Source organism: Nocardioides jiangsuensis, assembly GCF_019679455.1.
Classification (GTDB): domain Bacteria; phylum Actinomycetota; class Actinomycetes; order Propionibacteriales; family Nocardioidaceae; genus Nocardioides_C; species Nocardioides_C jiangsuensis.
On sequence record NZ_JAIEZQ010000002.1, the window covers coordinates 575,864 to 598,643 of the forward strand.

Annotated in this window: 24 protein-coding genes; 18 read left to right on the top strand and 6 right to left on the bottom strand. The window is 72.5% G+C overall.

Going from position 1 to position 22,780, the window contains the following annotated elements; translation table 11 throughout:
• The first annotated feature begins 15 nt into the window (after window positions 1–15).
• Window positions 16–1,377, top strand: a complete 1,362-nt coding sequence (locus K1X13_RS11330) for a S1C family serine protease (RefSeq protein WP_221025164.1) — start codon at window positions 16–18, stop codon at window positions 1,375–1,377.
• Here K1X13_RS11330 and K1X13_RS11335 read toward each other — a convergent pair.
• From K1X13_RS11335 to K1X13_RS11350, 4 genes are read right to left on the bottom strand one after another with little or no spacing between them, the layout of a single operon-like run.
• On the bottom strand, window positions 1,374–1,712 hold the full coding sequence (locus K1X13_RS11335; RefSeq protein WP_221025165.1) for a sec-independent translocase: 339 nt from the start codon (window positions 1,710–1,712) through the stop codon (window positions 1,374–1,376). The genes K1X13_RS11330 and K1X13_RS11335 overlap by 4 nt on opposite strands.
• A gap of 3 nt (window positions 1,713–1,715) precedes the next feature.
• A complete protein-coding gene (locus K1X13_RS11340) occupies window positions 1,716–2,882 on the bottom strand; it encodes an Mrp/NBP35 family ATP-binding protein (protein ID WP_221025166.1) in 1,167 nt (388 codons plus the stop codon).
• 4 nt (window positions 2,883–2,886) lie between these two features.
• Window positions 2,887–3,480 carry a DUF1003 domain-containing protein gene (locus tag K1X13_RS11345; RefSeq protein WP_221025167.1) on the bottom strand — a complete coding sequence of 198 codons (594 nt, stop codon included), beginning with the start codon at window positions 3,478–3,480 and terminating at the stop codon, window positions 2,887–2,889.
• The gene (locus K1X13_RS11350; protein ID WP_221025168.1) at window positions 3,473–4,732 is read right to left on the bottom strand and encodes a magnesium transporter MgtE N-terminal domain-containing protein; all 1,260 of its coding nucleotides are present in this window, start codon (window positions 4,730–4,732) and stop codon (window positions 3,473–3,475) included. Before K1X13_RS11350 ends, K1X13_RS11345 begins: the two co-directional genes overlap by 8 nt.
• A gap of 56 nt (window positions 4,733–4,788) precedes the next feature.
• Here K1X13_RS11350 and K1X13_RS11355 point away from each other — a divergent pair, with 56 nt between their 5' ends.
• Window positions 4,789–5,700, top strand: a complete 912-nt coding sequence (locus tag K1X13_RS11355; protein ID WP_221025169.1) for a PhzF family phenazine biosynthesis protein — start codon at window positions 4,789–4,791, stop codon at window positions 5,698–5,700.
• Here K1X13_RS11355 and K1X13_RS11360 read toward each other — a convergent pair.
• On the bottom strand, window positions 5,693–6,220 hold the full coding sequence (locus tag K1X13_RS11360) for a hypothetical protein (protein WP_221025170.1): 528 nt from the start codon (window positions 6,218–6,220) through the stop codon (window positions 5,693–5,695). The genes K1X13_RS11355 and K1X13_RS11360 overlap by 8 nt on opposite strands.
• A gap of 196 nt (window positions 6,221–6,416) precedes the next feature.
• Here K1X13_RS11360 and K1X13_RS11365 point away from each other — a divergent pair, with 196 nt between their 5' ends.
• The 13 genes from K1X13_RS11365 to K1X13_RS11425 all read left to right on the top strand — a co-directional run bounded on the left by K1X13_RS11365 (window position 6,417) and on the right by K1X13_RS11425 (window position 20,122).
• Complete coding sequence (locus K1X13_RS11365) at window positions 6,417–6,638, top strand: hypothetical protein (protein ID WP_221025171.1); 222 nt, start codon at window positions 6,417–6,419, stop codon at window positions 6,636–6,638.
• 182 nt (window positions 6,639–6,820) lie between these two features.
• On the top strand, window positions 6,821–7,711 hold the full coding sequence (locus K1X13_RS11370) for a DMT family transporter (protein ID WP_221025172.1): 891 nt from the start codon (window positions 6,821–6,823) through the stop codon (window positions 7,709–7,711).
• Window positions 7,712–7,871: 160 nt separating this feature from the next.
• Window positions 7,872–8,837, top strand: a complete 966-nt coding sequence (locus K1X13_RS11375) for an HpcH/HpaI aldolase/citrate lyase family protein (RefSeq protein ID WP_221025173.1) — start codon at window positions 7,872–7,874, stop codon at window positions 8,835–8,837.
• A 1-nt stretch (window position 8,838) separates the two neighbouring features.
• Entirely contained in the window at window positions 8,839–10,032 is a 1,194-nt protein-coding gene (locus K1X13_RS11380; protein WP_221025174.1) for an acyl-CoA dehydrogenase family protein, read from the top strand.
• An 82-nt stretch (window positions 10,033–10,114) separates the two neighbouring features.
• Window positions 10,115–11,680 carry a class I SAM-dependent methyltransferase gene (locus K1X13_RS11385; RefSeq protein WP_221025175.1) on the top strand — a complete coding sequence of 522 codons (1,566 nt, stop codon included), beginning with the start codon at window positions 10,115–10,117 and terminating at the stop codon, window positions 11,678–11,680.
• Between the two features lie 4 nt (window positions 11,681–11,684).
• Window positions 11,685–12,005, top strand: coding sequence for a DUF6752 domain-containing protein (locus tag K1X13_RS11390; protein WP_221026119.1), 321 nt, complete (start codon window positions 11,685–11,687; stop codon window positions 12,003–12,005).
• Window positions 12,002–13,075, top strand: a complete 1,074-nt coding sequence (locus K1X13_RS11395; protein ID WP_308249514.1) for a DUF2332 domain-containing protein — start codon at window positions 12,002–12,004, stop codon at window positions 13,073–13,075. The genes K1X13_RS11390 and K1X13_RS11395 overlap by 4 nt, the downstream gene beginning before the upstream one ends.
• A 65-nt stretch (window positions 13,076–13,140) precedes the next feature.
• A complete protein-coding gene (locus tag K1X13_RS11400) occupies window positions 13,141–13,335 on the top strand; it encodes a DUF5302 domain-containing protein (protein ID WP_221025176.1) in 195 nt (64 codons plus the stop codon).
• 104 nt (window positions 13,336–13,439) lie between these two features.
• The gene (locus tag K1X13_RS11405) at window positions 13,440–14,657 is read left to right on the top strand and encodes a hypothetical protein (protein ID WP_221025177.1); all 1,218 of its coding nucleotides are present in this window, start codon (window positions 13,440–13,442) and stop codon (window positions 14,655–14,657) included.
• 86 nt (window positions 14,658–14,743) lie between these two features.
• Complete coding sequence (locus tag K1X13_RS11410) at window positions 14,744–15,262, top strand: MaoC family dehydratase (protein WP_221025178.1); 519 nt, start codon at window positions 14,744–14,746, stop codon at window positions 15,260–15,262.
• A 115-nt stretch (window positions 15,263–15,377) separates the two neighbouring features.
• Window positions 15,378–16,841 carry a peptide MFS transporter gene (locus tag K1X13_RS11415; RefSeq protein ID WP_308249515.1) on the top strand — a complete coding sequence of 488 codons (1,464 nt, stop codon included), beginning with the start codon at window positions 15,378–15,380 and terminating at the stop codon, window positions 16,839–16,841.
• Window positions 16,842–17,064: 223 nt separating this feature from the next.
• Window positions 17,065–19,425 (top strand): coiled-coil domain-containing protein, encoded by a 2,361-nt coding sequence (locus K1X13_RS11420; protein WP_221025180.1) that lies wholly within the window; start codon window positions 17,065–17,067, stop codon window positions 19,423–19,425.
• A gap of 136 nt (window positions 19,426–19,561) precedes the next feature.
• Window positions 19,562–20,122, top strand: a complete 561-nt coding sequence (locus K1X13_RS11425; RefSeq protein ID WP_221025181.1) for a histidine phosphatase family protein — start codon at window positions 19,562–19,564, stop codon at window positions 20,120–20,122.
• Here the strand turns inward: K1X13_RS11425 and K1X13_RS11430 are convergent.
• Window positions 20,100–20,534: an NUDIX hydrolase gene (locus tag K1X13_RS11430; protein WP_308249516.1), complete on the bottom strand. Its 435-nt coding sequence runs from the start codon at window positions 20,532–20,534 to the stop codon at window positions 20,100–20,102. The genes K1X13_RS11425 and K1X13_RS11430 overlap by 23 nt on opposite strands.
• 60 nt (window positions 20,535–20,594) lie before the next feature.
• Here K1X13_RS11430 and K1X13_RS11435 point away from each other — a divergent pair, with 60 nt between their 5' ends.
• From K1X13_RS11435 to K1X13_RS11445, 3 genes are read left to right on the top strand one after another with little or no spacing between them, the layout of a single operon-like run.
• Window positions 20,595–21,233: a DUF6758 family protein gene (locus K1X13_RS11435; RefSeq protein ID WP_221025182.1), complete on the top strand. Its 639-nt coding sequence runs from the start codon at window positions 20,595–20,597 to the stop codon at window positions 21,231–21,233.
• A 42-nt stretch (window positions 21,234–21,275) separates the two neighbouring features.
• Entirely contained in the window at window positions 21,276–22,157 is an 882-nt protein-coding gene (locus tag K1X13_RS11440) for a PHP domain-containing protein (protein WP_221025183.1), read from the top strand.
• Entirely contained in the window at window positions 22,154–22,771 is a 618-nt protein-coding gene (locus K1X13_RS11445) for a MarC family protein (protein WP_308249517.1), read from the top strand. Before K1X13_RS11440 ends, K1X13_RS11445 begins: the two co-directional genes overlap by 4 nt.
• Window positions 22,772–22,780 lie beyond the last annotated feature (9 nt).

Here is a 22,780-nt window from a genome sequence, read left to right on the forward strand (position 1 = left end):
GGACAAAATGGCGGGGTGAGCGAGAACGAGCCCGGCCGACCCGACGCCGCGCAGGACGACACCCGCCCGTTGTGGCAGCGCGACGCCGCGAGCGCCCCGCCGCAGCAGGCGCAGCCGCAGCACGCTCAGCCGTCGGCGCCGTACGGCACCTCGCCGCACAACCCCCAGCCGCCCCAGGGCGCCCCGGGCCCGCAGCACCAGCCCGACTACCAGCACCAGCCCGGCTACCAGGGCTACGGCTACCCGTACCAGACCACCCCGATGCCGCAGGCGTACTACCAGCAGCCCCGGCACGCGCGTCCCACGCTCCCCGGTTGGGTGTGGCCGCTCGTGGCGGTGACCGCGCTCGTCGTGGGCCTGGTCGGCGGCACGATCGGCGGGGCCCTGGTCTCGACCAGCATCACCGGCGACGCGGGCTCGAGCCTCTTCGAGGGCGGCGCTGACACCCCGGCCCCGCTCGACCCTGAGAACGGGTCGGTGGCCGCGGTCGCCGACGCCCTCCTGCCCAGCACCGTGCAGGTCCTGACCCGGGGCGGGGCGGACGGCGCGGCCTCCGGTTCGGGCTTCGTCGCCGACCGCAGGGGCCACGTGATCACCAACAACCACGTGGTGTCCGGGGTCGCCGACGACGGCACGATCCGGGTGGTCGACCACCAGGGCGTCGCGCACCAGGCCGAGATCGTCGGACGCAGCCCGGTCTACGACATCGCGGTGCTCGACGTGGACGGCGCCGAGGACCTTCGTCCGGCGGCGATCGGCTCCTCCCGCTCGATGAACGTGGGCGAGACCGTGGTCGCGATCGGGTCGCCGCTCGGCCTCAGCAGCACGGTCACCTCCGGCATCGTCAGCGCGCTCGACCGGCCCGTCACGACCGGTGACGAGGACGAGTCGTCGTACATCAACGCCGTGCAGACCGACGCTGCGATCAACCCCGGCAACTCGGGCGGCCCGCTGGTGAACCTGCGCGGCGAGGTGGTCGGCGTGAACTCCGCGATCGCCACGATGGGCGGTTTCGCCAACGACGCCGGCAACATCGGGGTCGGGTTCGCGATCCCGATGGAGCAGGTGAGGATCACCGCGTCGCAGATCGTGAAGACGGGCGAGGCGAAGTACCCCGTGATCGGTGCCAACGTGAACACCGGCGGGGCACGCAGCGGCGCGGAGATCGTCGAGGTCCCCTCCGGTTCGCCGGCCGCGGACGCCGGCCTCGAGAAGGGCGACGTCGTGGTCGCGGTGGACAGCAAGCCCGTCGACGACGGGATCTCGCTGATCGTGGCGATCCGCAGCCACCAGCCGGGGGAGACGATCGCGCTGACCGTGCGCCGGGACGGCGACGAGCGGACCGTGCGGGTGACGCTGGACGCGAAGGTCGGCTAGGTCGAGTCGCTGTCGTACGGCGGCAGCTCGCCCGACTCGAGCGGGCGCAGGCCGGGCCTGACCGGGACGGTGTCCTGCTCGTCCTCGTCGTCCTCCATCGCCTCCAGGATGTGCTTGCGCACCGCCTTGCGGGGGTCGAGGTCGGCGAGCTCGAGGTCGGCGAACTCCGGGCCCAGCTCGTTGCGGAGGTCGTCCCGGGCGGCCTGGGTGAAGTGCCGCACCTGGCGGACGAAGCGCCCCGCCTGACGCGCGAACTCGGGGAGCCGATCCGGCCCGAACACCACGATGGCGACCACGAAGATCACCAGGAACTCAGGAAGACCGACTCCGAACACGGGTCAGAACCTACCGGCAGGCGTGAGGCCCAGCTGCATTCCCGCCAGTCCGCGGCCGCGCCCCGAGAGGGTCGCGGCGATCTTGTTCAGCTCGCGCGCGGCCGGTGACTCCGGGGCGGTCTCCACGATCGGCCGGCCGCTGTCACCGCCCTCGCGCAGCTGGAGGTCGAGCGGGATCTCGCCGAGCACGGGCACGTCGTACCCGAACCGGCCGGCCAGCGTGGTCGCGACCCGGGCGCCGCCGCCGGAGCCGAACACCTCGAGCCGGTGCTCGGGGCCGCAGTGCGGGCAGGGCAGGAAGGACATGTTCTCGACCACGCCGACCACGCGCTGGTGCATCATCGAGGCCATCGTCCCGGCGCGCTCGGCGACCTCGGCGGCCGCCTCCTGCGGCGTGGTGACCACGACGACCTCGGCGTTGGGCAGGTGCTGGCCCAGCGAGATCGCGATGTCGCCGGTGCCGGGCGGGAGGTCGAGGAACAGGGCGTCGAGGTCCCCCCAGTAGACGTCGCTGAGCATCTGCACCAGTGCCCGGTCGAGCATCGGGCCGCGCCAGGCGACGACCTGGTCGCGCCGCGGCTTGAGCATCCCGATGCTGATCACCGAGATCGGCGCCCCGGAGGCCGACCTGGTCGGGACCGGCATGATCATGTCCTCGACCTGGGTGGGGCGCACGTCGCCGACCCCGAGCATGGCGGGGATCGAGTGGCCGTAGATGTCGGCGTCGACGATGCCGACCTTGAGGCCCTGGTCGGCCATCGCGACCGCGAGGTTGACCGTGACCGAGGACTTGCCGACGCCGCCCTTGCCGCTGGCGATCGCGTACACCTTGGTCAGCGAGCCGGCCTGGGCGAACGGGATCTCCTTCTGCGCCTGGCCGCCGCGGAGGACCTCCTGGAGGCCAGAGCGCTGCTCGGGGGTCATCACGCCCAGCGTCAGGTCCACCGACGTGACTCCGGGGACCCGCTCGACCGCGGCGGTGACGTCGCGGGTGATGGTGTCCTTGAGCGGACAGCCGGCGACGGTGAGCAGCACGGTGAGCGCGACCTTGCCCGCATCGTCGATCTCCACGGAGTCGACCATGTTGAGCTCGGTGATCGGACGCCGGATCTCGGGGTCGTTGACCGTCGCGAGCGCAGCCTGGATCTGTTCGAGAACAGGGGACGTCATGACGTCAGCGTACGTCGTGGGACGGGGGCGTCGACCGGCGGTCCGCATGGGGTTCGTCACCCGCGGCGTGCCCGTGCTCGGGCTGCGGCTCGTCCTCCTGCAGCCGCTCCTCGAGCTCGTGCATCAGCTGTCTCAGCTCCGAGCGGACGTAGTCGCGGGTGGCCACCTCGCCGATCGCCATCCGCAGCGACGCCATCTCGCGGGCCAGGAACTCCATGTCGGCGTGGGCTCGGCTGTTGGCCTGCCGGTCCTGCTCGGTGACGACGCGGTCGCGGTCCTCCTGCCGGTTCTGCGCGAGCAGGATCAGCGGCGCGGCGTACGACGCCTGGAGGCTGAGCATCAGGGTCAGGAAGATGAACGGGTACGCGTCCCACTGCATGTCCGCCGGCACGGCCCAGTTCCAGCCGAGCCAGATCGCCACGAACAGCGTCATGTACAGGAGGAACTTCGCGGTGCCCATGAAGCGGGCGAAGCGCTCCGCGAAGCTGCCGAAGGCGTCCGGGTCGTACGTCGGCCGGCGGACCAGCTGCCGGCGCTGCTCCTTGGGGGTGTCCAGGCGGACCCGGGCGGTCTCCTTGCGGGGGGTGTTCCTAGGCACGGAGCAACCCTCCTCGGCTCGGCCGGTCACGCCAGTTCTCGGGCAGCAGGTGGTCGAGCAGGTCGTCGACGGCGACCGCGCCCAGCAGGTGGCCGTCCTCGTCGACGACCGGGGCGGCGACCAGGTTGTAGGTGGCCAGGTGGCGCGCCACGTCCTCGAGGGTCGCGGTCGGGCGCAGCGTCTCCATGTCGGTGTCGAGCACCGCACCGACCAGGGTCGACGGAGGCTCCCGCAGCAGCCGCTGGATGTGCGCGACGCCGATCAGCCGGCCGGTCGGGGGCTCGAGCGGGGCGCGGCACACGTACACCAGGGCGGCCAGGGACGGCGTGAGCTCGGCGTTGCGGACCAGGGCCAGCGCGTCCGCGACGGTCGCGTCGGGCGGCAGGATCACCGGCTCGGTGGTCATCATGCCGCCGGCGGTGCGCTCCTCGTACGACATCAGCCGGCGGACGTCCTCGGCCTCCTCCGGCTCCATCAGCTCGAGCAGCTGCTCGGCGGTCTCCGGGGGGAGCTCGCGGATCAGGTCGGCGGCGTCGTCGGGCGACATCTCCTCGAGGATGTCCGCGGCGCGCTCGTTGTCGAGGTTGCCGAGGATCTCGACCTGGTCCTCCTCCGACATCTCCTCGAGCACGTCGGCGAGCCGCTCGTCGTTCAGCGCCGCCGCGACCTCACCGCGGCGCTTGGACGGCAGGTCGTGGATCACGTTGGCGAGGTCGGCGGGGCGCATCTCGACCAGCGCGGCGAGCAGGTGGGTGGCGCCCTGCGTCTCGTCGGGGAGGGTGAACCCCTCGACGTCGGCCCAGTCCACGACGTGGGTCTGCCCCTTGCGACCGAAGCGCTTCGACCCCTCCTGCAGGGCGACCTTCGACAGGACCCAGTCACGGCTGCGGGCCTGCTCCATCGCGACGTCGTACACCGTGCCCTCGACGCCGGTGTCCTTGACGCTCACCTTGCGGTCGAGCATCTGGCCGAAGACGAGGGTCTCGGTGGAGCGCTGCTCGAAGCGGCGCATGTTCACCAGGCCGGTGGTGATCACCTGGCTGGAGTCGATGTGGGTCACCCGGGTCATCGGCACGAAGATCGAGCGGCGGCCGAATACCTCCACGACGAGCCCGAGCACCCGCGGCTGCTGCTTGCCGGTGCGCAGCGCCACCACGAGGTCGCGCACCTTCCCGACCTGGTCGCCGGCCGGGTCGAACACCGGCAGGCCTGCCAGGCGGGCAGCGAAGACGCGGGTGGGAGAGGTGCTCACGTCTGGATACGTTAGCGCCCAGGGCCAGTTCCGCGGCGCTCTGGGAGGATGCCGCCATGCTGACCTACGACATCGTCGACGTGTTCACCGACCGCCCGTTCGCCGGGAACCAGCTCGCCGTCGTGCACGGTGCGGACGACCTCAGCACCGCGCAGTGCCAGCAGATCGCGAAGGAGTTCAACTTCTCCGAGACCACGTTCCCGTCGTCGCGGGTCGAGGACGGTACGACGTACGGCATCCGGATCTTCACCCCCTCGAACGAGATCCCCTTCGCGGGGCACCCGACCCTCGGTACCGCCTGGGTGCTGCGCGAGCGGGGGCTGGTCAAGGGGCCAGACCTGACCCAGGTGTGCGGCGCCGGACCGGTCGGCGTCCGGTTCGCCGACGACGACCGGGTCGAGCTCTCCGCGACACCGCGCGACCTGCTCGGCCCCCTCGACGACGAGCTCGTGGTCGCACTGCTCCAGGACGTCGGCCTGTCCCTGACCGACCTGGCCGGGCCGGTCTGGGTCGCGGGCTGCGGGCTGACCTTCGTGCACCTGCCCGTGGTGGAGGACGCCGTGGTCCGGGCGGACCCGTCGAGCCGGCCGCTGCGGTCCTACGCTGCGGACTTCGCCAGGGTGGGGGAGGCGCGCGACCCGATCGAGGGGATCAACCTGCACCACGTGGTCGCCGACGACGGCGCCGGACGGCTCGAGGTGCACGCCCGGGTGTTCGTGCCCGGCCTGTCGGTCGAGGAGGACCCGGCGACCGGGTCCGCGGCCGTCGGGCTCGGGATGGCTCTGGTCGCGGCCGGGCGGCTGCCCGAGGGCGGGGGCTACGCGATCACGCAGGGCGTGGAGATGGGCAGGCCCTCGCAGCTGCTCGGCCGGGTCGAGGCGTCGGACGGGGTGGCCAAGCGCTGCCACGTGGCCGGGCGGGTGCAACCCGTCGCCCGCGGCGAGATCGCGGTCCCGCGGCCTAGCTGAGGCGGGGGCGGCGCCGTACCCGCCGGTGCAGGATCCGCGGCAGCGGCCCACGCGTGGTCGCGGTGGTCTCCCGCGGGACGGCGAGGTGCGCGTCGTCGGGCAGCGCCCCGGGCGCCTCGACGACGCGGGCGGTCGGCACGATCCGGGACACCACGCTGTGCGCGGCCCAGTCGTCGGCGGCGACTTCGAGGTCCGCGAGGTTGAGCCGGTCCGCGACCAGGGCGGTGGTGACCGGCCCCCACAGCTCGTCACCGGGGCGTACGACGGACACCGTCCCCTCCCACGTGAGGAGCCGGCCGCCGTTCTCCTTGCTGCGCATCACGACCTCGACCGTGTCGGCCGACTCGATCCGGGGGAGCGGCTGCTCGTTGCCGCCGGAGACGACGTAGAGCGCGTCGTCGTGCCACAGGTGCCACACGGCGTGGTCGCGCCCGTCGTACCGCAGCCAGCACACGCCGGTCTTCTTGCCCACCTCGGCGGTGAGCGCCGCGGTGAACGCGTCGGCGGAGGGCTCGGTCACGGCACGAGCCTGCCACACACCGCGCCGCCCGTGCCCGTACCCGCGACCGACACAACGGCACACGTGTGCGCGCGTTGCACGTCTCCGGCGCGAGAACGCGCCAACGGCACACGTGTGCGCTTGCCGCGGGCCGGCGAGACGGTGGCCTGTGGACGGAGCCTTCGTCGGCGCACCGGCTCTTGGCAGAGTCGCGGGCATGGCCGTCGCCACCTCGCCCGAACCCGAGCCCACCACCGCGCTCGACCTGCGCCGTCCCTTCACCCGGGCCGACGCGGTGCGGGCCGGGATCTCCCCGCGGGTGCTGCGAACCTCGCGGTTCCGGCGGATCTTCCGCGGTGTCTACGTCCTGCGCGAGCAACCGGGGCTCCCGCGCCGGCTCGCCGAGGACTGGCGCCCGTTCTTCCCCGGCCGCCCCTGACCCGGGTCCGCTCACCCACGCCGACGACACAGCGGCACACGTGTGCGGTTGTGACAGGGTCCCGGAGCGCGAACGTGCCACGACGGCACACGTGTGCCGTCGTGCCCGTGTGCCCGTGTGCGTGCGCCGTCCTGCCCGTGTGCCGTGTGCGGTGGTGGACGCGCGGCGGGGAGGATGTGCTGGTGCGCACCCTCCTGCTGATGGCCGTCGGCGTCCTCGCGGTCTCGTTGTCCGGCCCGCTGATGGCCGCGATGGTGGTCCCTCCGCTGGCGATCGCGTTCTGGCGCAACGCGATGGCGACCGCGCTGCTCGCCCCGTCGGCGGTCTCGACCCGGCGGACCGAGCTGACCGGGCTCGGCGGGCGGCGGCTGCTGCTGGTGTCGGCGTCCGGCCTCGCGCTCGCGCTCCACTTCGGCACCTGGGTCACGTCGCTGACGCTCACGTCGGTCGCCTCGGCCACCGCGCTCGTGTGCCTGCAGATCGGCTGGGTGGTGGCCTGGCAGCTGCTGCGCGGGGAGCGGTTCCGCGCCGGCGTGGTGGCCGGGCTGGTCGTCGCGTTCGCCGGGGTGCTCGTCGTCTCCGGGGTCGACCTCACCCTGTCCGTGGAGGCGCTGGTGGGGGACCTGCTCGCGCTCGTGGGCGGGATGGCCGCCGCGGCGTACATGCTGGTCGGCTCCCGGGCCCGCCGGACGATGACCACGACGACGTACACCTTCGTGTGCTACGGCACCTGCGCGCTGTTCCTCGCCGTGGCCTGCCTGGTGTCGGGGCAGGAGCTGGCCGGGTACGACGGGCGGCAGTGGCTGCTCCTGCTCGCCGTGACGCTGACCGCCCAGCTGATGGGCCACTCGGTCTTCAACCACCTGCTCGCGACGACCGGACCGATGGTGGTCTCGCTGGCGCTGCTCCTCGAGGTGCCCGGTGCCGCCCTGCTGGCGGCCTGGATCCTCGGGCAGCGGCCGCCGCTCGAGGCGCTGCTCGGTCTCCTGGTGATCCTCGCCGGGATGGCGCTGGTGGTGCTCAACAACACCGCGCCGAAGGCGGAGCCGAGCCTGGAGGCACCCCTCGACTGACGGGCGTGCCGCCGGCGCTCCACAGTCACGGGACGCACCGCCGCGGGTCGCTGTACAGGTCCGCTCACGGTGACAAATGCCACGGGATCCGGGCCTCCCCGCGGGCTGCTACCTGCGAGTAGGCTCCGAGCAACCTGGCCTGTCGAAGAGAGGTTCCTCGATGTCTGACGCGCTCCGCGCACGCCGTTCCTGCCACGCTGTCCCCGGCTCCAACCCGCGCTTCCTCGAGAAGGCGCAGGGTCTCGACAGCGACCAGGTGTTCCTCGACATCGAGGACTCGGTGGCCCCGATCGCCAAGCCCGACGCCCGCAAGAACATCGTCGAGGTGCTCAACACCGGCGACTGGGGGAACCGGGTGCGCACGGTCCGCGTGAACGACTGGACCACGCAGTGGACCTACAAGGACGTCATCGAGGTGGTCGAGGGCGCCGGGGCGAACCTCGACTGCATCATGCTGCCGAAGGTGCAGACCGCCGACCAGGTCAAGGCGCTCGACGTGCTGCTCACCCAGATCGAGACCACGATGGGCTACGAGGTCGGCCGGATCGGCATCGAGGCGCAGATCGAGAACGCGCTCGGCCTGATCAACGTCGACGACATCGCCACCGCGTCGCCGCGCGTGGAGACGATCATCTTCGGCCCCGCCGACTTCATGGCCTCGATCAACATGAAGTCCCTCGTGGTGGGCGAGCAGCCCCCCGGGTACGACGTCGGCGACGCCTACCACTACATCCTGATGCGGATCCTGATGGCGGCGCGGGCGCACGACAAGCAGGCCATCGACGGGCCCTACCTGCAGATCAAGGACCTCGACGGCTTCAAGCGGGTCGCCGGCCGCGCAGCCGCCCTCGGCTTCGACGGCAAGTGGACCCTGCACCCGGACCAGATCGCGGCCGCCAACGAGGTGTTCTCGCCGCTCCAGTCCGACTACGACCACGCCGAGAACATCCTCGACGCCTACGACTGGTTCACCTCCGAGAAGGGCGGCGCCAAGGGCGCGGTCATGCTCGGCGACGAGATGATCGACGAGGCCTCGCGCAAGATGGCGCTGGTGATCTCGGCCAAGGGCCGCGCCGCCGGCATGGAGCGCTCCGACGTGTGGACCGCTCCGGAAGGGGACAACTGACATGCCCGAGCTGTGCCGCACCGACGACCTGACCGACATCCAGCAGGAGATCCTGAAGACGGTCCGCTCGTTCGTCGACGAGAAGATCCTCCCCGTCGCCACCGAGCTGGAGCACAAGGACGAGTACCCCACCGAGATCGTGGAGGGGATGAAGGAGCTCGGCCTGTTCGGGCTCACCATCCCCGAGGAGTACGGCGGTCTCGGGGAGTCCCTGCTGACCTACGCCCTGGTGGTGGAGGAGATCGCACGCGGCTGGATGAGCGTCTCGGGGATCGTGAACACCCACTTCATCGTGGCCTACATGCTCATGCAGCACGGCACCGAGGAGCAGAAGCAGTACTACCTGCCGAAGATGGCCGCCGGTGAGGTCCGCGGTGCGTTCTCGATGTCCGAGCCCGGCTGCGGCTCCGACGTGTCGGCGATCAAGACCAAGGCCGTGAGGAGCGGCGACGGCTACGTGATCAACGGCCAGAAGATGTGGCTGACCAACGGAGGCTCCTCCACCCTGGTCGCCGTACTCGTGAAGACCGACGAGGGCGCCGACTCCGTCTACAAGAACATGACCACCTTCCTGGTCGAGAAGCCCGCCGGCTTCGGCGAGGTCATGCCCGGGCTCACCGTCCCCGGCAAGATCGAGAAGATGGGCTACAAGGGCGTCGACACCACCGAGCTCGTCTTCGACGGGTTCGAGGTGGGCGCCGACCAGGTTCTCGGCGGGCAGCCGGGCCGCGGCTTCTACCAGATGATGGACGGGGTCGAGGTCGGCCGCGTGAACGTCGCCGCCCGCGGCTGCGGGGTGGCGTGGCGCGCCTTCGAGCTCGGCGTCCGGTACTCCCAGCAGCGCGAGACCTTCGGCAAGAAGATCGCCGACCACCAGGCGGTGCTGTTCCGTCTCGCGGAGATGGGCACCAAGGTCGAGGCCGCGCACCAGATGATGGTCAAGGCCGCCCGCAAGAAGGACTCGGGGGAGCGCAACGACCTCGAGGCCGGCATGGCCAAGTACCTCGCCTCGGAGTACTGCTCGCAGGTCGTCGAGGACTCCTTCCGGATCCACGGCGGCTACGGGTTCTCCAAGGAGTACGAGATCGAGCGGCTCTACCGCGAGGCCCCGATGCTGCTGATCGGCGAGGGCACCGCGGACATCCAGCGGATGATCATCGGCCGCCGCCTGCTCGAGGACTACAAGCTGCGCTGACCCGCGCGGCGCCCCTGCCCGTCCACCTGCCGTTCGGCTACTGTCCAACCTTGGGGTGGACGTGCCGGACGGGGTGACACGTATGACAGAGCAGAGCGGGACGGCGGGGCTGCTGGACGCACGCGTCGACGACGAGGGCGTGCACCTGCGGCACCCGGTCGAGGGCGGTCTCGCGGTGGAGCTCGACGGCCGCCGGGTGTGGGCCTTCGTGCCCGGCCGGGACGGGCGCCGTACGTCGGACGGCGGGTGCTCGGTCCCCTGGCCGGACCTGCTGCGCCCCCACCTCGACGGCCGCGCCCGGCTGGCACTGCGGTCGATCGAGCACGGTGAGGTGCTGTACGACGCGCCCGTCTCGCTGGGGACCGGCGAGGGGGTCCTCCGGGTCGTCGGCAAGGACGGCCGGCCCCTCGCGGTGGACAAGCAGGGCTCGGTCACCCCGATGTTCGCCGAGGCCGGCGACGACGTACGCCGTGCCCTCGTGGAGCACGTCGCGGAGGCGCTGGCCCAGCTCGACGCGCGGGGCCACCGGGCCTTCGTGGCGTTCGGCGCCCTGCTCGGCGGGGTCCGCGACGGCCGGCTGATCGGGCACGACAACGACGCCGACATCGCCTACCTGGCACGGTCCACCCACCCGTTCGACATCATTCGTGAGTCGATGCAGATCGAGCGCGAGCTCAACGAGGCGGGCTGGCAGACGAGCCGGATGTCCGGCGGCGACTTCAAGGTGATGGCCCGGCTGCCCGGTGACCGGGTGATCGGCATCGACGTGTTCACCGCCTTCTACCTCGACGGGTCGCTGCACCTGATGCCCAGCGTGGTGGCCGACCTGCCGGTCTCGGCGCTGTTCCCGCCGAGCGAGGTCGAGGTGGAAGGGGTGCGGCTGCCCGCGCCGGCCGACCCCGAGGCCCTCCTCGAGGCCACCTACGGCCCCTCGTGGCGGGTGCCCGACCCGGCCTTCAAGTACGACCCGCCGCGGTGGGCCAGGCGCCGGTTCGGCGGGTTGATGCGCGGCGAGCGTCGCCACATCCGTTACTGGGCCGACTTCTACGCCACCAAGGCCGCCCGGGTGCCGACCGAGCCGTCGTCCTTCGCCCGGTGGGTGGCCGAGCAGGAGCCGCGCCCCGCGTCCCTCGTCGACGTCGGCTCCGGCACCGGCCGCGACTCGCTGTGGCTCGCGGACCAGGGGATCGACGTGCTGGGCTGCGACTACGCGTCCTCCGGGGTGGCCTTCGCCGAGGGCAGGGCCCGGGAGACCGGCTCGTCGGCCCGGTTCCGCCGGCTGAACCTCTACGACTACCGGCAGCTGCTCACCGTCGGCGCGCAGCTCGCGCACGAGCGGCCCACCGACGCGGTCTACGCCCGGTTCCTGGTGCACGCGCTCGAGGACGAGGGCCGGCACAACCTGTGGCGGTTCGGTCGCAGCGTCCTGCGCGGCACCCGCGGCCGGCTGTACCTGGAGTTCCGCACCGAGGCCACCGAGCACGAGTTCGGCGAGCACTACCGTCAGTTCGTGCAGCCGGAGACGGTGGCCGGGGAGCTGGCCGGCTACGGCTTCACGGTCACCCACAGCGAGAACCGGCACGGCCTGGCGGTGCACCACCACGAGGACCCGCGCGTATGTCGCATCGTCGCGAGACTGGAGGCGTAGAACGATGAGGAAGCGACCCGAGAAGGGCCAGGATCCGCAGAACGGTCCGCAGCAGGGCCCCAGGCAGGGCGGCAAACCGGGCCAGAAGCAGGGCCCGAAGCAGGGCCCGCAGGACGGGCCCCCGCGCTGGCGCAAGGCGCAGCGGGAGATCGAGGCGCTGCGCGCCCGGGTGGCCCGGCTGGAGGCCGAGGTGCAGGAGTGCCGCCAGCTCAACAAGCGGCTCGCGGAGGTCACCGACGTGGTGGCCGAGGTCCTGCTCCCGGCCGAGCAGCGCGACGAGGAGCGGCTGCGCGCCCTCCTGGCGAACTACGAACGGACGCTGTGACCGCAGGGATGTCGCGGGAGGGTGCCGCCCGCACCGCCCGCCTGTTCCGCGACCAGGCGGGGGCCTGCGAACGGCTCGGCTCCCCGATGTACGCCGAGCTCCTCGGCCGGCTCGCCGACGACCTCGAGGCGGGCGGTGTCACGTGCACCGTGCTCACCGGCCACGAGGACGACCCCGGCCCGTCCGGGCTCGGCCTGCGCCTGCTCGGCAGCGTGCACCGGCTCGTGCTGGAGCGCCGCGCGAGCGGGCTCGCGACCTTCTACCCGAGCGTCGGCGGCACCTGGGAGCCGGCGGGTGGCTGGCGCGCCTTCGAGGCGCTGCTCGGGCAGGAGCCCGACGCGGTCCGCGAGTGGCTGGACCGGCCGCCGCAGACCAACGAGGTCGGCCGGGCCGCCGCGCTGGTGGGCGGCCTGCTCCGGCTCGGCGAGACGTACCGGCTGCCCGTCCGGCTGCTGGAGATCGGGTCGAGCGGCGGGCTCAACCTGCGCGCCGACCGGTTCGCCTACGAGATGGACGGCGCGGTGGTGCAGGGGCCCGCCGACAGCCCGCTGCGGCTGGTCGACGCCTGGCGCGGGACGCCGCTCGAGCCCTGGCCGGACCTGCAGGTCGCCGAGCGGCTCGGCAGCGACCCGATGCCGGTCGACGTGGGCACCCCCGAGGGCAGGCTGCTGCTGACGGCGTACGTCTGGCCCGACCAGCACGAGCGGCACGAGCGGCTCCGGCACGCGTTCGCGGTCGCCGCGGCGCACCCGGTGGAGGTACGGCGGCGCGACGCGGCCTCCTTCGTCCGGGACGTCGCGCTCGTGGACGGCACCACCACCGTGCTTTGGCACAGCGTGATGTGGCAGTACCTCGGCGAGCAGGAGCAGGCCGAGGTCACCGCGACGCTGGACAGGCTGGGAGCGGCCGCGACGGAGTCGGCGCCGTTCGCGCACCTGTTCGCCGAGCCCACCCGTCGTACCCCCGGGGCCGACCACGAGTTCCTGGTCGTGCTGCGGCTGTGGCCGGGAGGCGACCGCCGGATCCTGGGCACCACGGTCGGCCACGGGCTGCCCACGACCTGGGAGTAAACCCCTCGACCTCGCGGGGTCGCCGTGCCAGGGTGGGCCGTCAGGACCGAGCCGATGGAGGACCGATGGCCGCGGAAGAGAACGCCGGAGCAGGCAACGACGACGTGAAGGCCCGGATGCGTGAGGCCCTCGAGCGCAAGCAGAGCAACGACCGCGGCGTCGAGCACAAGGGGCACGGCAAGGAGAAGGCGCACGAGACCCGCGGACCGATGAGCGGGGTCCGGATGCACCGCCGCAAGGCCGGTGGCGGGGGCGCCTGACCGCCGCACCCCGCTGGCCGACCGCTGCACGCCGGGTGCCGGGGCGACCCGCCGCGGACCGTAGACTTCGAGGCCGGCAGGACCTACGGCGCAGGAGGACTCAGGTGGGCACGCAGGGGCAGGGATCGGGTCCGGCGCGGGTGTTCCTGCACGTCGGGAGCCCCAAGACCGGCACCACGTTCCTGCAGAACGTGCTCTGGTCGCAGCACGACACGGCCCGTGAGCAGGGGCTGCTGCTGCCCGGCAGCTCCACCGCCGACCACTACCTGGCCAACCTCGACCTGCGCGGCCTCTCCGCGCAGGAGCACCACCCCGACCGCGCCGTGGGCATGTGGCGGCGCCTGGTCGACGAGGCGCTCGCCTGGGACGGCGACGTGCTGATCACCCACGAGCTCTTCGCCGGTGCCACCGCCGATCATGCCGCGGCCGCCGTCGCCGCCTTCGGGCCGGAGACCGAGGTGCACCTCGTGGTCACCGCCCGCGACCTGGTGCGCCAGGTGCCGGCCGAGTGGCAGGAGCGGATCAAGCACCGGCGCACCGCGACCTTCCCCGAGTTCGTCGACGACCTGGTCGCCCGGACCGGGGAGGCCACCTGGTTCTGGGAGGTCCACGACTACGCCGCGCTGGTCCGACGCTGGGGAAGCACGCTGCCCCCCGAGCGGGTGCACGTGGTGACCGTGCCGGGCTCCGGCGCCGGGTCCTCCCTGCTCTGGGAGCGGTTCGCCGGCCTGCTCGGGCTCGACCCCGCGTCGTTCGACCTGACCCGGTCCCGCGCCAACCGGTCGCTGGGCGCCGAGCAGGTCGAGCTGCTCCGCCGGGTCAACGCCGCGCTCGGCGACGCGCTGCCGCACCCCGGCCCGTACTCGGTGGACGTGAAGACGATGCTCGCCCAGCGGGTGCTGGTCGAGCACCCGGGCACGAGGCTGCGGCTCAGCCCCGAGGACCGGGCGCTCGCGGTGCAGTGGTCCCGCGACGTGGCCCGCGAGCTCGAGCGGCTCGGGGTCGACGTGGTCGGCGACCTCGCCGAGCTGGTCCCGCCGGAGGGCGACCCCGAGGCGGACCCCACCGCGCCGACGCTGCGCGACGAGGTCTCCGACGAGCGGCTGCTCGCCGAGAGCGTCGCCGCCCTGGTCGGGGTCCTCGACGAGCACCGCGAGCGCCGTGCGGAGCGCGACAACGCCCGGCGCCAGCTGCAGAAGGTCCGCGCCGAGCTCGCGCAGGCCCGCCGCGCCCTCGCCGAGGCGCAGGCGCAGCAGCCGGAGTCCGAGGCCGCCCCCCCGGCGCGCGGGCTCGCCGGCCGGCTGCGCCGTACGCGTGAGTAATCCCACGGCTCCGGGGGCTCCCACGGGACGCACGGTTCGGCCACGATGGGGGCACCCAAGTCGGACAAACCTGCAAGGAGCGTGGGATGCAGTTCGGTCGTAGCTACGAGGAGTTCGAGGTCGGTGCGACGTACAAGCACTGGCCCGGCAAGACGGTCACCGAGTACGACGACCACCTGTTCTGCCTGATCACGATGAACCACCACCCGCTCCACCTCGACACGAACTACGCGGAGAACACCACGCAGTTCGGCAGGAACGTGGTGGTCGGCAACTACATCTACTCGCTGCTGCTCGGCATGAGCGTCCCGGACATCTCCGGCAAGGCGATCGCCAACCTGGAGATCGAGTCGCTGCGACACGTCGCGCCGACCTTCCACGGCGACACGATCTACGGCGAGACCACCGTGCTCGACAAGTGGGCGTCGACGTCCAAGGACGACCGCGGCGTGGTCCACGTCGAGACCAAGGGCTACAAGCAGGACGGCACCCTCGTGTGCATCTTCAAGCGCAAGGTGATGGTGCCCAAGAACAACTATCTCGAGGCGCGCGGCGGCGAGCAGCCCGGCCGGCCCACGCTCGTGGAGCCCCCGGCCAAGGGCTGACCCGGCCCCCTCGAGAGCCGCCCGCGCACCGGCTGCGTGAGGCGGCTCTCGTGCGTGAAAAGCGCCACGTCCTCCCGGTTTGGAGGCGTCGCGGCGGCGGTGGCACGTTATGCCGGTGAGTGTCGAGACAGCCCCCGAACCCCAGCAGCAGAAGACCTTCTTCGGCCAGCCCCGCGCCCTCGCCAACCTCTTCGGCGTGGAGATGTGGGAGCGCTTCTCCTTCTACGGCATGCAGGGCATCCTGCTGATCTACCTGTACTACCCCGTCGCCGACGGCGGCCTCGGCATGGACCCGGCGACCGCGAGCGGCATCGTCGGCGCGTACGGCGGTCTGGTCTACCTGTCCACGATCCTCGGCGCCTGGCTCGCCGACCGGGTCCTCGGCTCCGAGCGCACGCTCTTCTCCAGCGCGCTGATGATCATGGCCGGTCACGTCGCGCTGGCCCTCCTGCCCGGGTTCACCGGGGTCGGCGCGGGCCTGCTCCTCGTCGGCGTGGGCAGCGGCGGGCTGAAGGCGAACGCCACCTCGCTCGTGGGGTCGCTGTACGCCGAGGACGACGAGCGCCGCGACGCCGGCTTCTCGCTGTTCTACCTCGGCATCAACCTCGGGGCCCTGGTCGGACCGCTCCTGACCGGTCTGGCCCAGAAGGAGCTCGGCTTCCACTACGGCTTCGGCCTCGCCGCGATCGGCATGGCCGCCGGTCTGGTCCAGTACGCCGTCGGCCGCAAGAACCTCCCGGCCCACGCCAACGAGCTGCAGAACCCGCTGCCGGCGCACCGCCGTACGACGGCCCTGGCCCTCGGCCTCATCGCCGCGGCCGTCCTCGCGGCCCTCGTGTGGCTCGGCGTGCTCACCGCAGAGAACCTCGCCAACGTGGTCATCGGCGCCACCGTCGTGGCCGCGGTCGCCTACTTCGTGGTGATCCTCTCCAGCCGCAAGATCAGCACGGTCGAGCGCCGCCGGGTGGTCGCGTTCATCCCCATGTTCGTGTCGAGCGCGGCGTTCTGGTCGCTGTTCCAGCAGCAGTTCACGGTGGTGGCGCAGTACGCCGACAAGCGGCTGGACCGCACCCTGTTCAGCTGGGAGATGCCGGTGTCGTGGGTGCAGTCGATCAACCCGGTGATGATCATCCTGCTCGCCGGCGTGTTCGCGACCATGTGGACCCGGCTCGGCCCGCGCCAGCCGTCCTCCCCGGTGAAGTTCGCGCTCGGCACGGTCACCATGGGCGTGGCGTTCCTGCTGTTCATCCCGATGGCCGGCGGCGGCACGAACAGCGCCCCGCTGCTCGGCCTGGTCGGGATCCTCGCGGTGTTCACGGTCGCCGAGCTGCTGCTCTCGCCCGTGGGCCTGTCGCTGGCCACCAAGCTCGCGCCGGCGGTCTTCAAGACCCAGATGGTCGCGCTGTTCTTCCTCTCGGTGGCGCTCGGGTCGGCGATGTCCGGCTACCTGGCGCAGTTCTACACCGCCGAGAGCGAGACGGCGTACTTCGGCGTGGTGGGCGCGGTGGCGATCGTGCTCGGCCTGGTGCTGGCCGCGTTCGCGCGACCCATCCGGGCCCTCATGGGCGGCGTGCACTGACCGGGCGGTTGTGATCGGCGCGCCCGGAACGGTGACCTGGCGGAACGGCCGGAGCGGGTAGCCCAGATGGGTGGTTGGGGGACCACTTCGGTCGATTCGGCTCAGATCCGGACGGACCCGGCGAAGACTCACACCTGCCCCTGAACTTCTCGGGGGTGCTGCAGCGCTGCCTGGGGAGGCAGGCGACGCGGCGCAGTTGGGGACTGCACTCAAAGGTGTTCACATGTCTGTTTCTCGCACCAGCCGGCCCACGGCCACCACCGGCCCGGCCTTCTTCGTCAGGCGCGTCGCGCGCGTGACCCTCGCCCCGGCCGTCTGCGCCGGGCTCCTCCTGGCCGGCAGCCCGGCGCTCGCCGCCTCGACGACGACCTCGGGAGGCATCTGCTCGGGCGTCGTGAACCAGCTCTCCCACCGCGGCATGGTCCAGGAGAACCTGCTCAAGGCCGCCGCACGGAAGAACGCGGAGGCCATCCGCCTGCTGCAGGCCGAGAGAGCCGACCTGGAGGCGCAGGCCGAGAGCCTGGAGACCCAGATCGCGGCGGCCGACCAGGAGATCGCGGCGCTCGAGGCGGAGGAGCAGCGGCTCGCCACCGAAGCCGCGGCGACCGAGACCGAGCTGGCCGGGCTGACCGAGCAGCAGGCGAGCACCGCGGCGGCCGTCGAGGCCGCCGAGCAGACGCTCGTCGACCTGCGGGCACAGCGGGCCACGGTCGAGGGACAGCTCGCGCCGCTGCAGCAGCAGCTCGCCGACGCGCTCGCCGCGCACGACGACCTCACCGCGCAGGCCGCCGGTGTCGAGGCCGACATCACCGCGCTGCAGGGCCAGATCGCGTCCGCCGAGACCGAGCTCACGGGTCTCGAGAGCGACGCGGCGACGGCCGCGGACGCCCTGGCCACGCAGCACACGATGATCGAGACCGCCCAGGGTGAGCTCGTCGGGCTGGAGGCCGACGCGCAGCGTGCGGCGGCAGCCGTGGCGGACGCGACCCAGGCGGTCGCCGACGGCGAGGCCGAGCTGGCCAGGCTCGTGGCCGACGGTGTCGCCGCGCAGGAGGAGCTCGACGCCCAGCGCGCCGAGATCCTCACCGCCCGGGACGTGCTCGCGACGCGGCAGGCCGAGGCGCAGGACGCCGCGGACGCGCTGGCCGCCAAGCAGGCGGAGGTCACCCGGGCGCAGACCGAGCTCGCGGCGCTGGAGTCCGAGGCGCAGGACGCCGCGGACGCGCTGGCCGCCAAGCAGGCGGAGGTCACCCGGGCGCAGACCGAGCTCGCGGCGCTGGAGTCCGAGGCGCAGGACGCCGCGGACGCGCTGGCCGCCAACCAGGCCGCGACCGCCACGCTCGCCAAGGAGATCGACGCGCTCAACGTGCAGATCGCCGCCGTGAACGCGGAGATCACCGCCACCCAGGCCGAGCTCTCGGCGGCGCAGGCCGACCTGGCCGCGCTGCAGCAGCAGAAGACGGCCCTGGAGGCCGAGATCTCCTCGCTCACCGCGCGAATCGCCGCCATCAAGGGCAACTCCCCCGAGAAGCAGGCGCTCTTGGACCTGCGGAGGTCGAAGCAGGGTCAGCTCGACGCCGTCAACGCGGAGATCACCGACACGAACGCGCTGATCTCGGGGCTGCAGGGTGACCTCACCTCGCTGCAGGGTCAGATCAACGACCTCAACGCCCAGCTGGTGACCAAGCAGCGGGAGAGCAGCGAGCTCCAGCAGCAGGCCGCCCCGCTGCAGGCTGCGGTCACCGAGGCGAACGCCGCCGTCGCCGCCAAGCAGGCCGAGGTGGCCGGCCTGGAGAGCGAGCTTCCCGCGCTCGAGGACGCGGTCACCTCCGCCGACCAGGCCGTCACCGCCAAGCAGGGCGAGCTGGCCGGCCTGGAGAGCGACCTGCCCGCGCTCGAGGGCGCGGTCACGTCCGCGAACGAGGCGGTCGCGGCCCAGGAGCAGGTGGTCGCGGACCTCGAGGCCGAGCTCCCCACCCTCAGCCAGAACGTGGAGGCCGCCCAGCAGGCGATCGCCGACCAGACGGCGGTGCTGGAGGGACTGCGCGACAACCTCGGCGAGGCGGAGGCCGACCTGGTGGACGCCAATGCCGCGGTCGAGGCCAAGCGGGCCGAGATCGCCCGGCTCGAGTCCGAGCTGCCGGCGCTGCAGGCCGCGGTCGACGAGGCGAACGCCGCCGTGAACGCCAAGAAGGACGAGATCGCGACGCTGAACGCCCGCCTCGACGACCTGGTGGCGACGCTGACCGGGCTCAACGGCCGGATCGCCGTCAAGGAGCAGGAGATCCTGGACCTGCAGGCCCGGGTGGCCCCGCTCCTCGCGGAGCTGACCAGGATCGACGAGGAGATCTCCGCGACCGAGGCGCAGCTGACCACCCTGCAGGGCCAGCTCAGCTCGCTCGACCAGAAGATCACCGCCGCCCAGGCGACGCTGCGCACCCTCGAGGCCCAGAAGAAGGCCAACAAGGACGCGATCGCCACCCAGAAGGGCGTCGTGCTGTCGCTGCAGGCCCAGCTGGGCGACGTGCAGAACCGGATCAAGGCGATCGACGGACAGATCGCGCTCGGCGGCTGTGTCGTCTGACGTCGAGGTCGCCTGACCGGGTCACCTGACAACCCGGCGTCGAGGCCCCCGCACCCCACGGTGCGGGGGCCTCGTGCGTCCCGGTGCAGCTGCTCGCGAGCCCCTGGGGCGATTCGGACGTGGCAGGATCACGGCCATGACCTCTGAGCTGTGGCTGGTACGACACGGGGAGACGGAGTGGAGCCGCGACCACCGGCACACCTCGCACACCGACCTTCCGCTGACCGACCTCGGGGTCGAGGTGGCCGGCCACCTCGAGGAGCGGCTGCGAGACGACGAGTTCGAGTTCGTCCTCACCAGCCCGCGGAAGCGGGCCCGCCGTACCGCCGAGCTCGCCGGCTTCGCCGGGGCGGTCGTCGACGAGGACCTCGTCGAGTGGGAGTACGGCGACTACGAGGGGATCACCACCCTCGAGATCCGCGAGACCGTGCCGGGGTGGACCGTGTGGACCCACCCCACGCCGGGCGGGGAGCCGCCCGAGCAGGTCACCGAGCGGCTGGACCGCGTGGTCGAGCGGGTACGACGGGTGCAGGGCCGCGTCCTGGTCTTCGGCCACGGGCACGCCCTGCGCGCGCTGACCGCCCGGTGGCTCGGGCTGCCCGTCGGCGACGGCCGGCTGTTCCGGCTGGACACCTCCACGATCTGCACACTGGGCTACGAGCGGGAGACCCCGGTCATCCTGCGCTGGAACTCCTAGGCGCGAGCACGCCCCACTCCTCGAGCGCCTCGACGAGGCCCGGGGTGCAGGTGAGCGCGCGCACCTCGTCGGCGGTGAACCACCCGGCGTCGTCCGCGTCGTCCCCGGCGCGGACCGCCGCCGGGTCCGCCCCCGGGGCGGGGACACAGCGGTAGTCGCGGATCCGGAAGACCCCGCCGCCGGGGATATCCCTGTCGACGGTGCCGGCCAGCGGGCCCACCACGACCGCGAGCCCGGTCTCCTCGAGGACCTCGCGGGCGGTGGCCTGCTCGTCGCTCTCTCCGGGCTCGACCCGGCCGCCCGGGACCGACCAGCAGCCCTTGGCGGGCTCCTGGCCGCGCAGGATCATCAGCAGCCGCCCGTCGGCGCGGGCCACGATGCCCCCGACGCAGTCGACCCACACTCGCTCCACGTCGCACGACCTTAGTCCGAAGTTCCTTGACGGCACGGGGTTAACGCCTAGCGTTACCCCATGAGCCTTGCCGCGAGCTGCCCCCGCTGCTCGTCCCCGGTGACCGAAGACGACGACGGGTGGCGCTGCCTCGACCACGGCCGGATCACCCCACTGTGGCGCCCGGCCGAGGCCAGCTACGAGGCGCTCACCGAGCACCTGCTGCGGTGCACCACCGTCCCCACGCTGCTGCCCTGGCCGCTGAGCCCGGGGTGGACGATCACCGACTTCGGCTGTGTCGGCTCACCGCGCGACGGAGAGGCACGCGCCAGCCTCGCGTCGTGCTCGGGAACCAGCGACCTCGACGGGGTGGTCGAGCTGACCGTGGTGTCCGAGGAGCCCGGCGTCGGCCTGGGCGCCCGGATCGCGGGGGTGGACCACACCGACCCCGGCGCGGAGATCGGCGACGGCCCACCGCACGCGAAGGTCCGCGTGGACGGCCGCCCGGTCTCGCTGTGGTCGGTCTCGACGAGCCACAGCGACTCCAACTTCGACCGGTCGGTGTTCGCGGGAGAGGCACAGGGGCGCTGGCTCTGGCTGGTGATGCGGCCGGCCTCGGCGGCCCTGCTGCTCAACGACGAGTGGATCCTGCTCGACGTCTCCGACCTCGGCCCGGAGCTGATGGAGCTCCCCTTCGGCGGGCACCCGCCGCCCTGGTGACGCAGGTCCGGTGGCGGGGGAGGGCGCGACTAGGCTTCGCACGTGCGCATCGACCTCCACACCCACAGCGACCGCTCCGACGGGACGATGACCCCGGCCGACCTGGTCCGCCACGCGCGTGAGGAGGGCATCGACGTCCTCGGGCTCACCGACCACGACACCACCGAGGGGTGGGCGGAGGCGGCCGAGGCCGCGGAGGAGGCCGGGCTCACCCTGGTCCGCGGCATCGAGCTCAGCTGCGTGCTCCAGGGGTCCGGAGTGCACCTGCTGGCCTACCTGCCCGACCCCGAGCACCGGCGGCTCGGGGACGAGCTCGTGCGGATCCTCGAGGGCCGCAACGCGCGGCTCCCGGCCACGCTCGAGCGGCTGCGCCGGATCGGCATCGACATCGAGGCCGACGACGTACGGCGCCTGGCCGGCGACGCGGCCGCGATGGGCCGGCCGCACGTCGCGGACGCCCTCGTCGCGAAGGGGGTCGTGCGGGACCGGGGCGAGGCCTTCGACCGCTACCTCGGGCCGCAGGGGCCCGCCTACGTCCACCGCTACGCCGCCGACCTGGTCACGATGATCGACACCGTCGCCGACGCCGGGGGAGTCAGCGTGATCGCCCACCCGTGGGCGAAGCGGCACAACCACCAGGCGCTCGACGAGGCCGGCCTCGCCGCGCTGAAGGAGGCCGGGCTGGCCGGGGTCGAGGTCGACCACCAGGACCACGACACGGCGACCCGCGACCGGCTGCGCTCGGTGGCCCGCAACCTCGACCTGCTCGTCACCGGCTCCAGCGACTTCCACGGCGAGGGCAAGGTCGACCACGACCTGGGCTGCAACACCACCGACCCCGATGAGTACGCCCGGCTGCTCGACCTCGCGCGGGCCGCCGAGCGCGCGTCGGGGCGCCGTACGCCGGAGGTCGTCGGCAGGTGAGCGACGTCCTCAGCCTGGTCCTGATGACCGAGGTGTTCGTGACCCTGTTCGTGATCATGGACCCGGTCGGCACCATCCCGATCTTCCTGGCGCTGAACCGGGGCCGCTCCGCCGCGACCCTGCACCGCGCCGCGTGGCAGGCGGTGGCGGTCTCGTTCGCGGTGATCGTCGCCTTCGCGTTCTTCGGCCAGCAGATCCTGGGCTACCTGCACATCTCGCTGCCCGCCCTCCAGGCCGCCGGCGGGCTGCTGCTCCTGCTGGTCGCCCTGGAGCTGCTGACCGGCAAGGAGCAGGAGGCCACCGCCGCCGCTGACGTCAACGTCGCGCTGGTGCCGCTCGGGACGCCGATGCTGGCGGGGCCGGGCGCGATCGTGGCCACGATGGTCTTCTCCCAGCGGGTGCACGACCTGGCCAGCTTCGCGGCGGTCGCCCTCGGCGTGGTGCTCGTGCACGTGGCGCTGTGGCTGGCGATGCGGTTCTCCACCCCGATCCTGCGGCTGATCCGCGATGGCGGGGTGATGCTGGTGTCCCGCATCTCCGGCCTGCTGCTCTCGGCCATCGCGGTGCAGCTCGTCGCCGACGCCGTCCGCGCGTTCGTCGCCGGGGAGGGGTGAGCGGTGCCA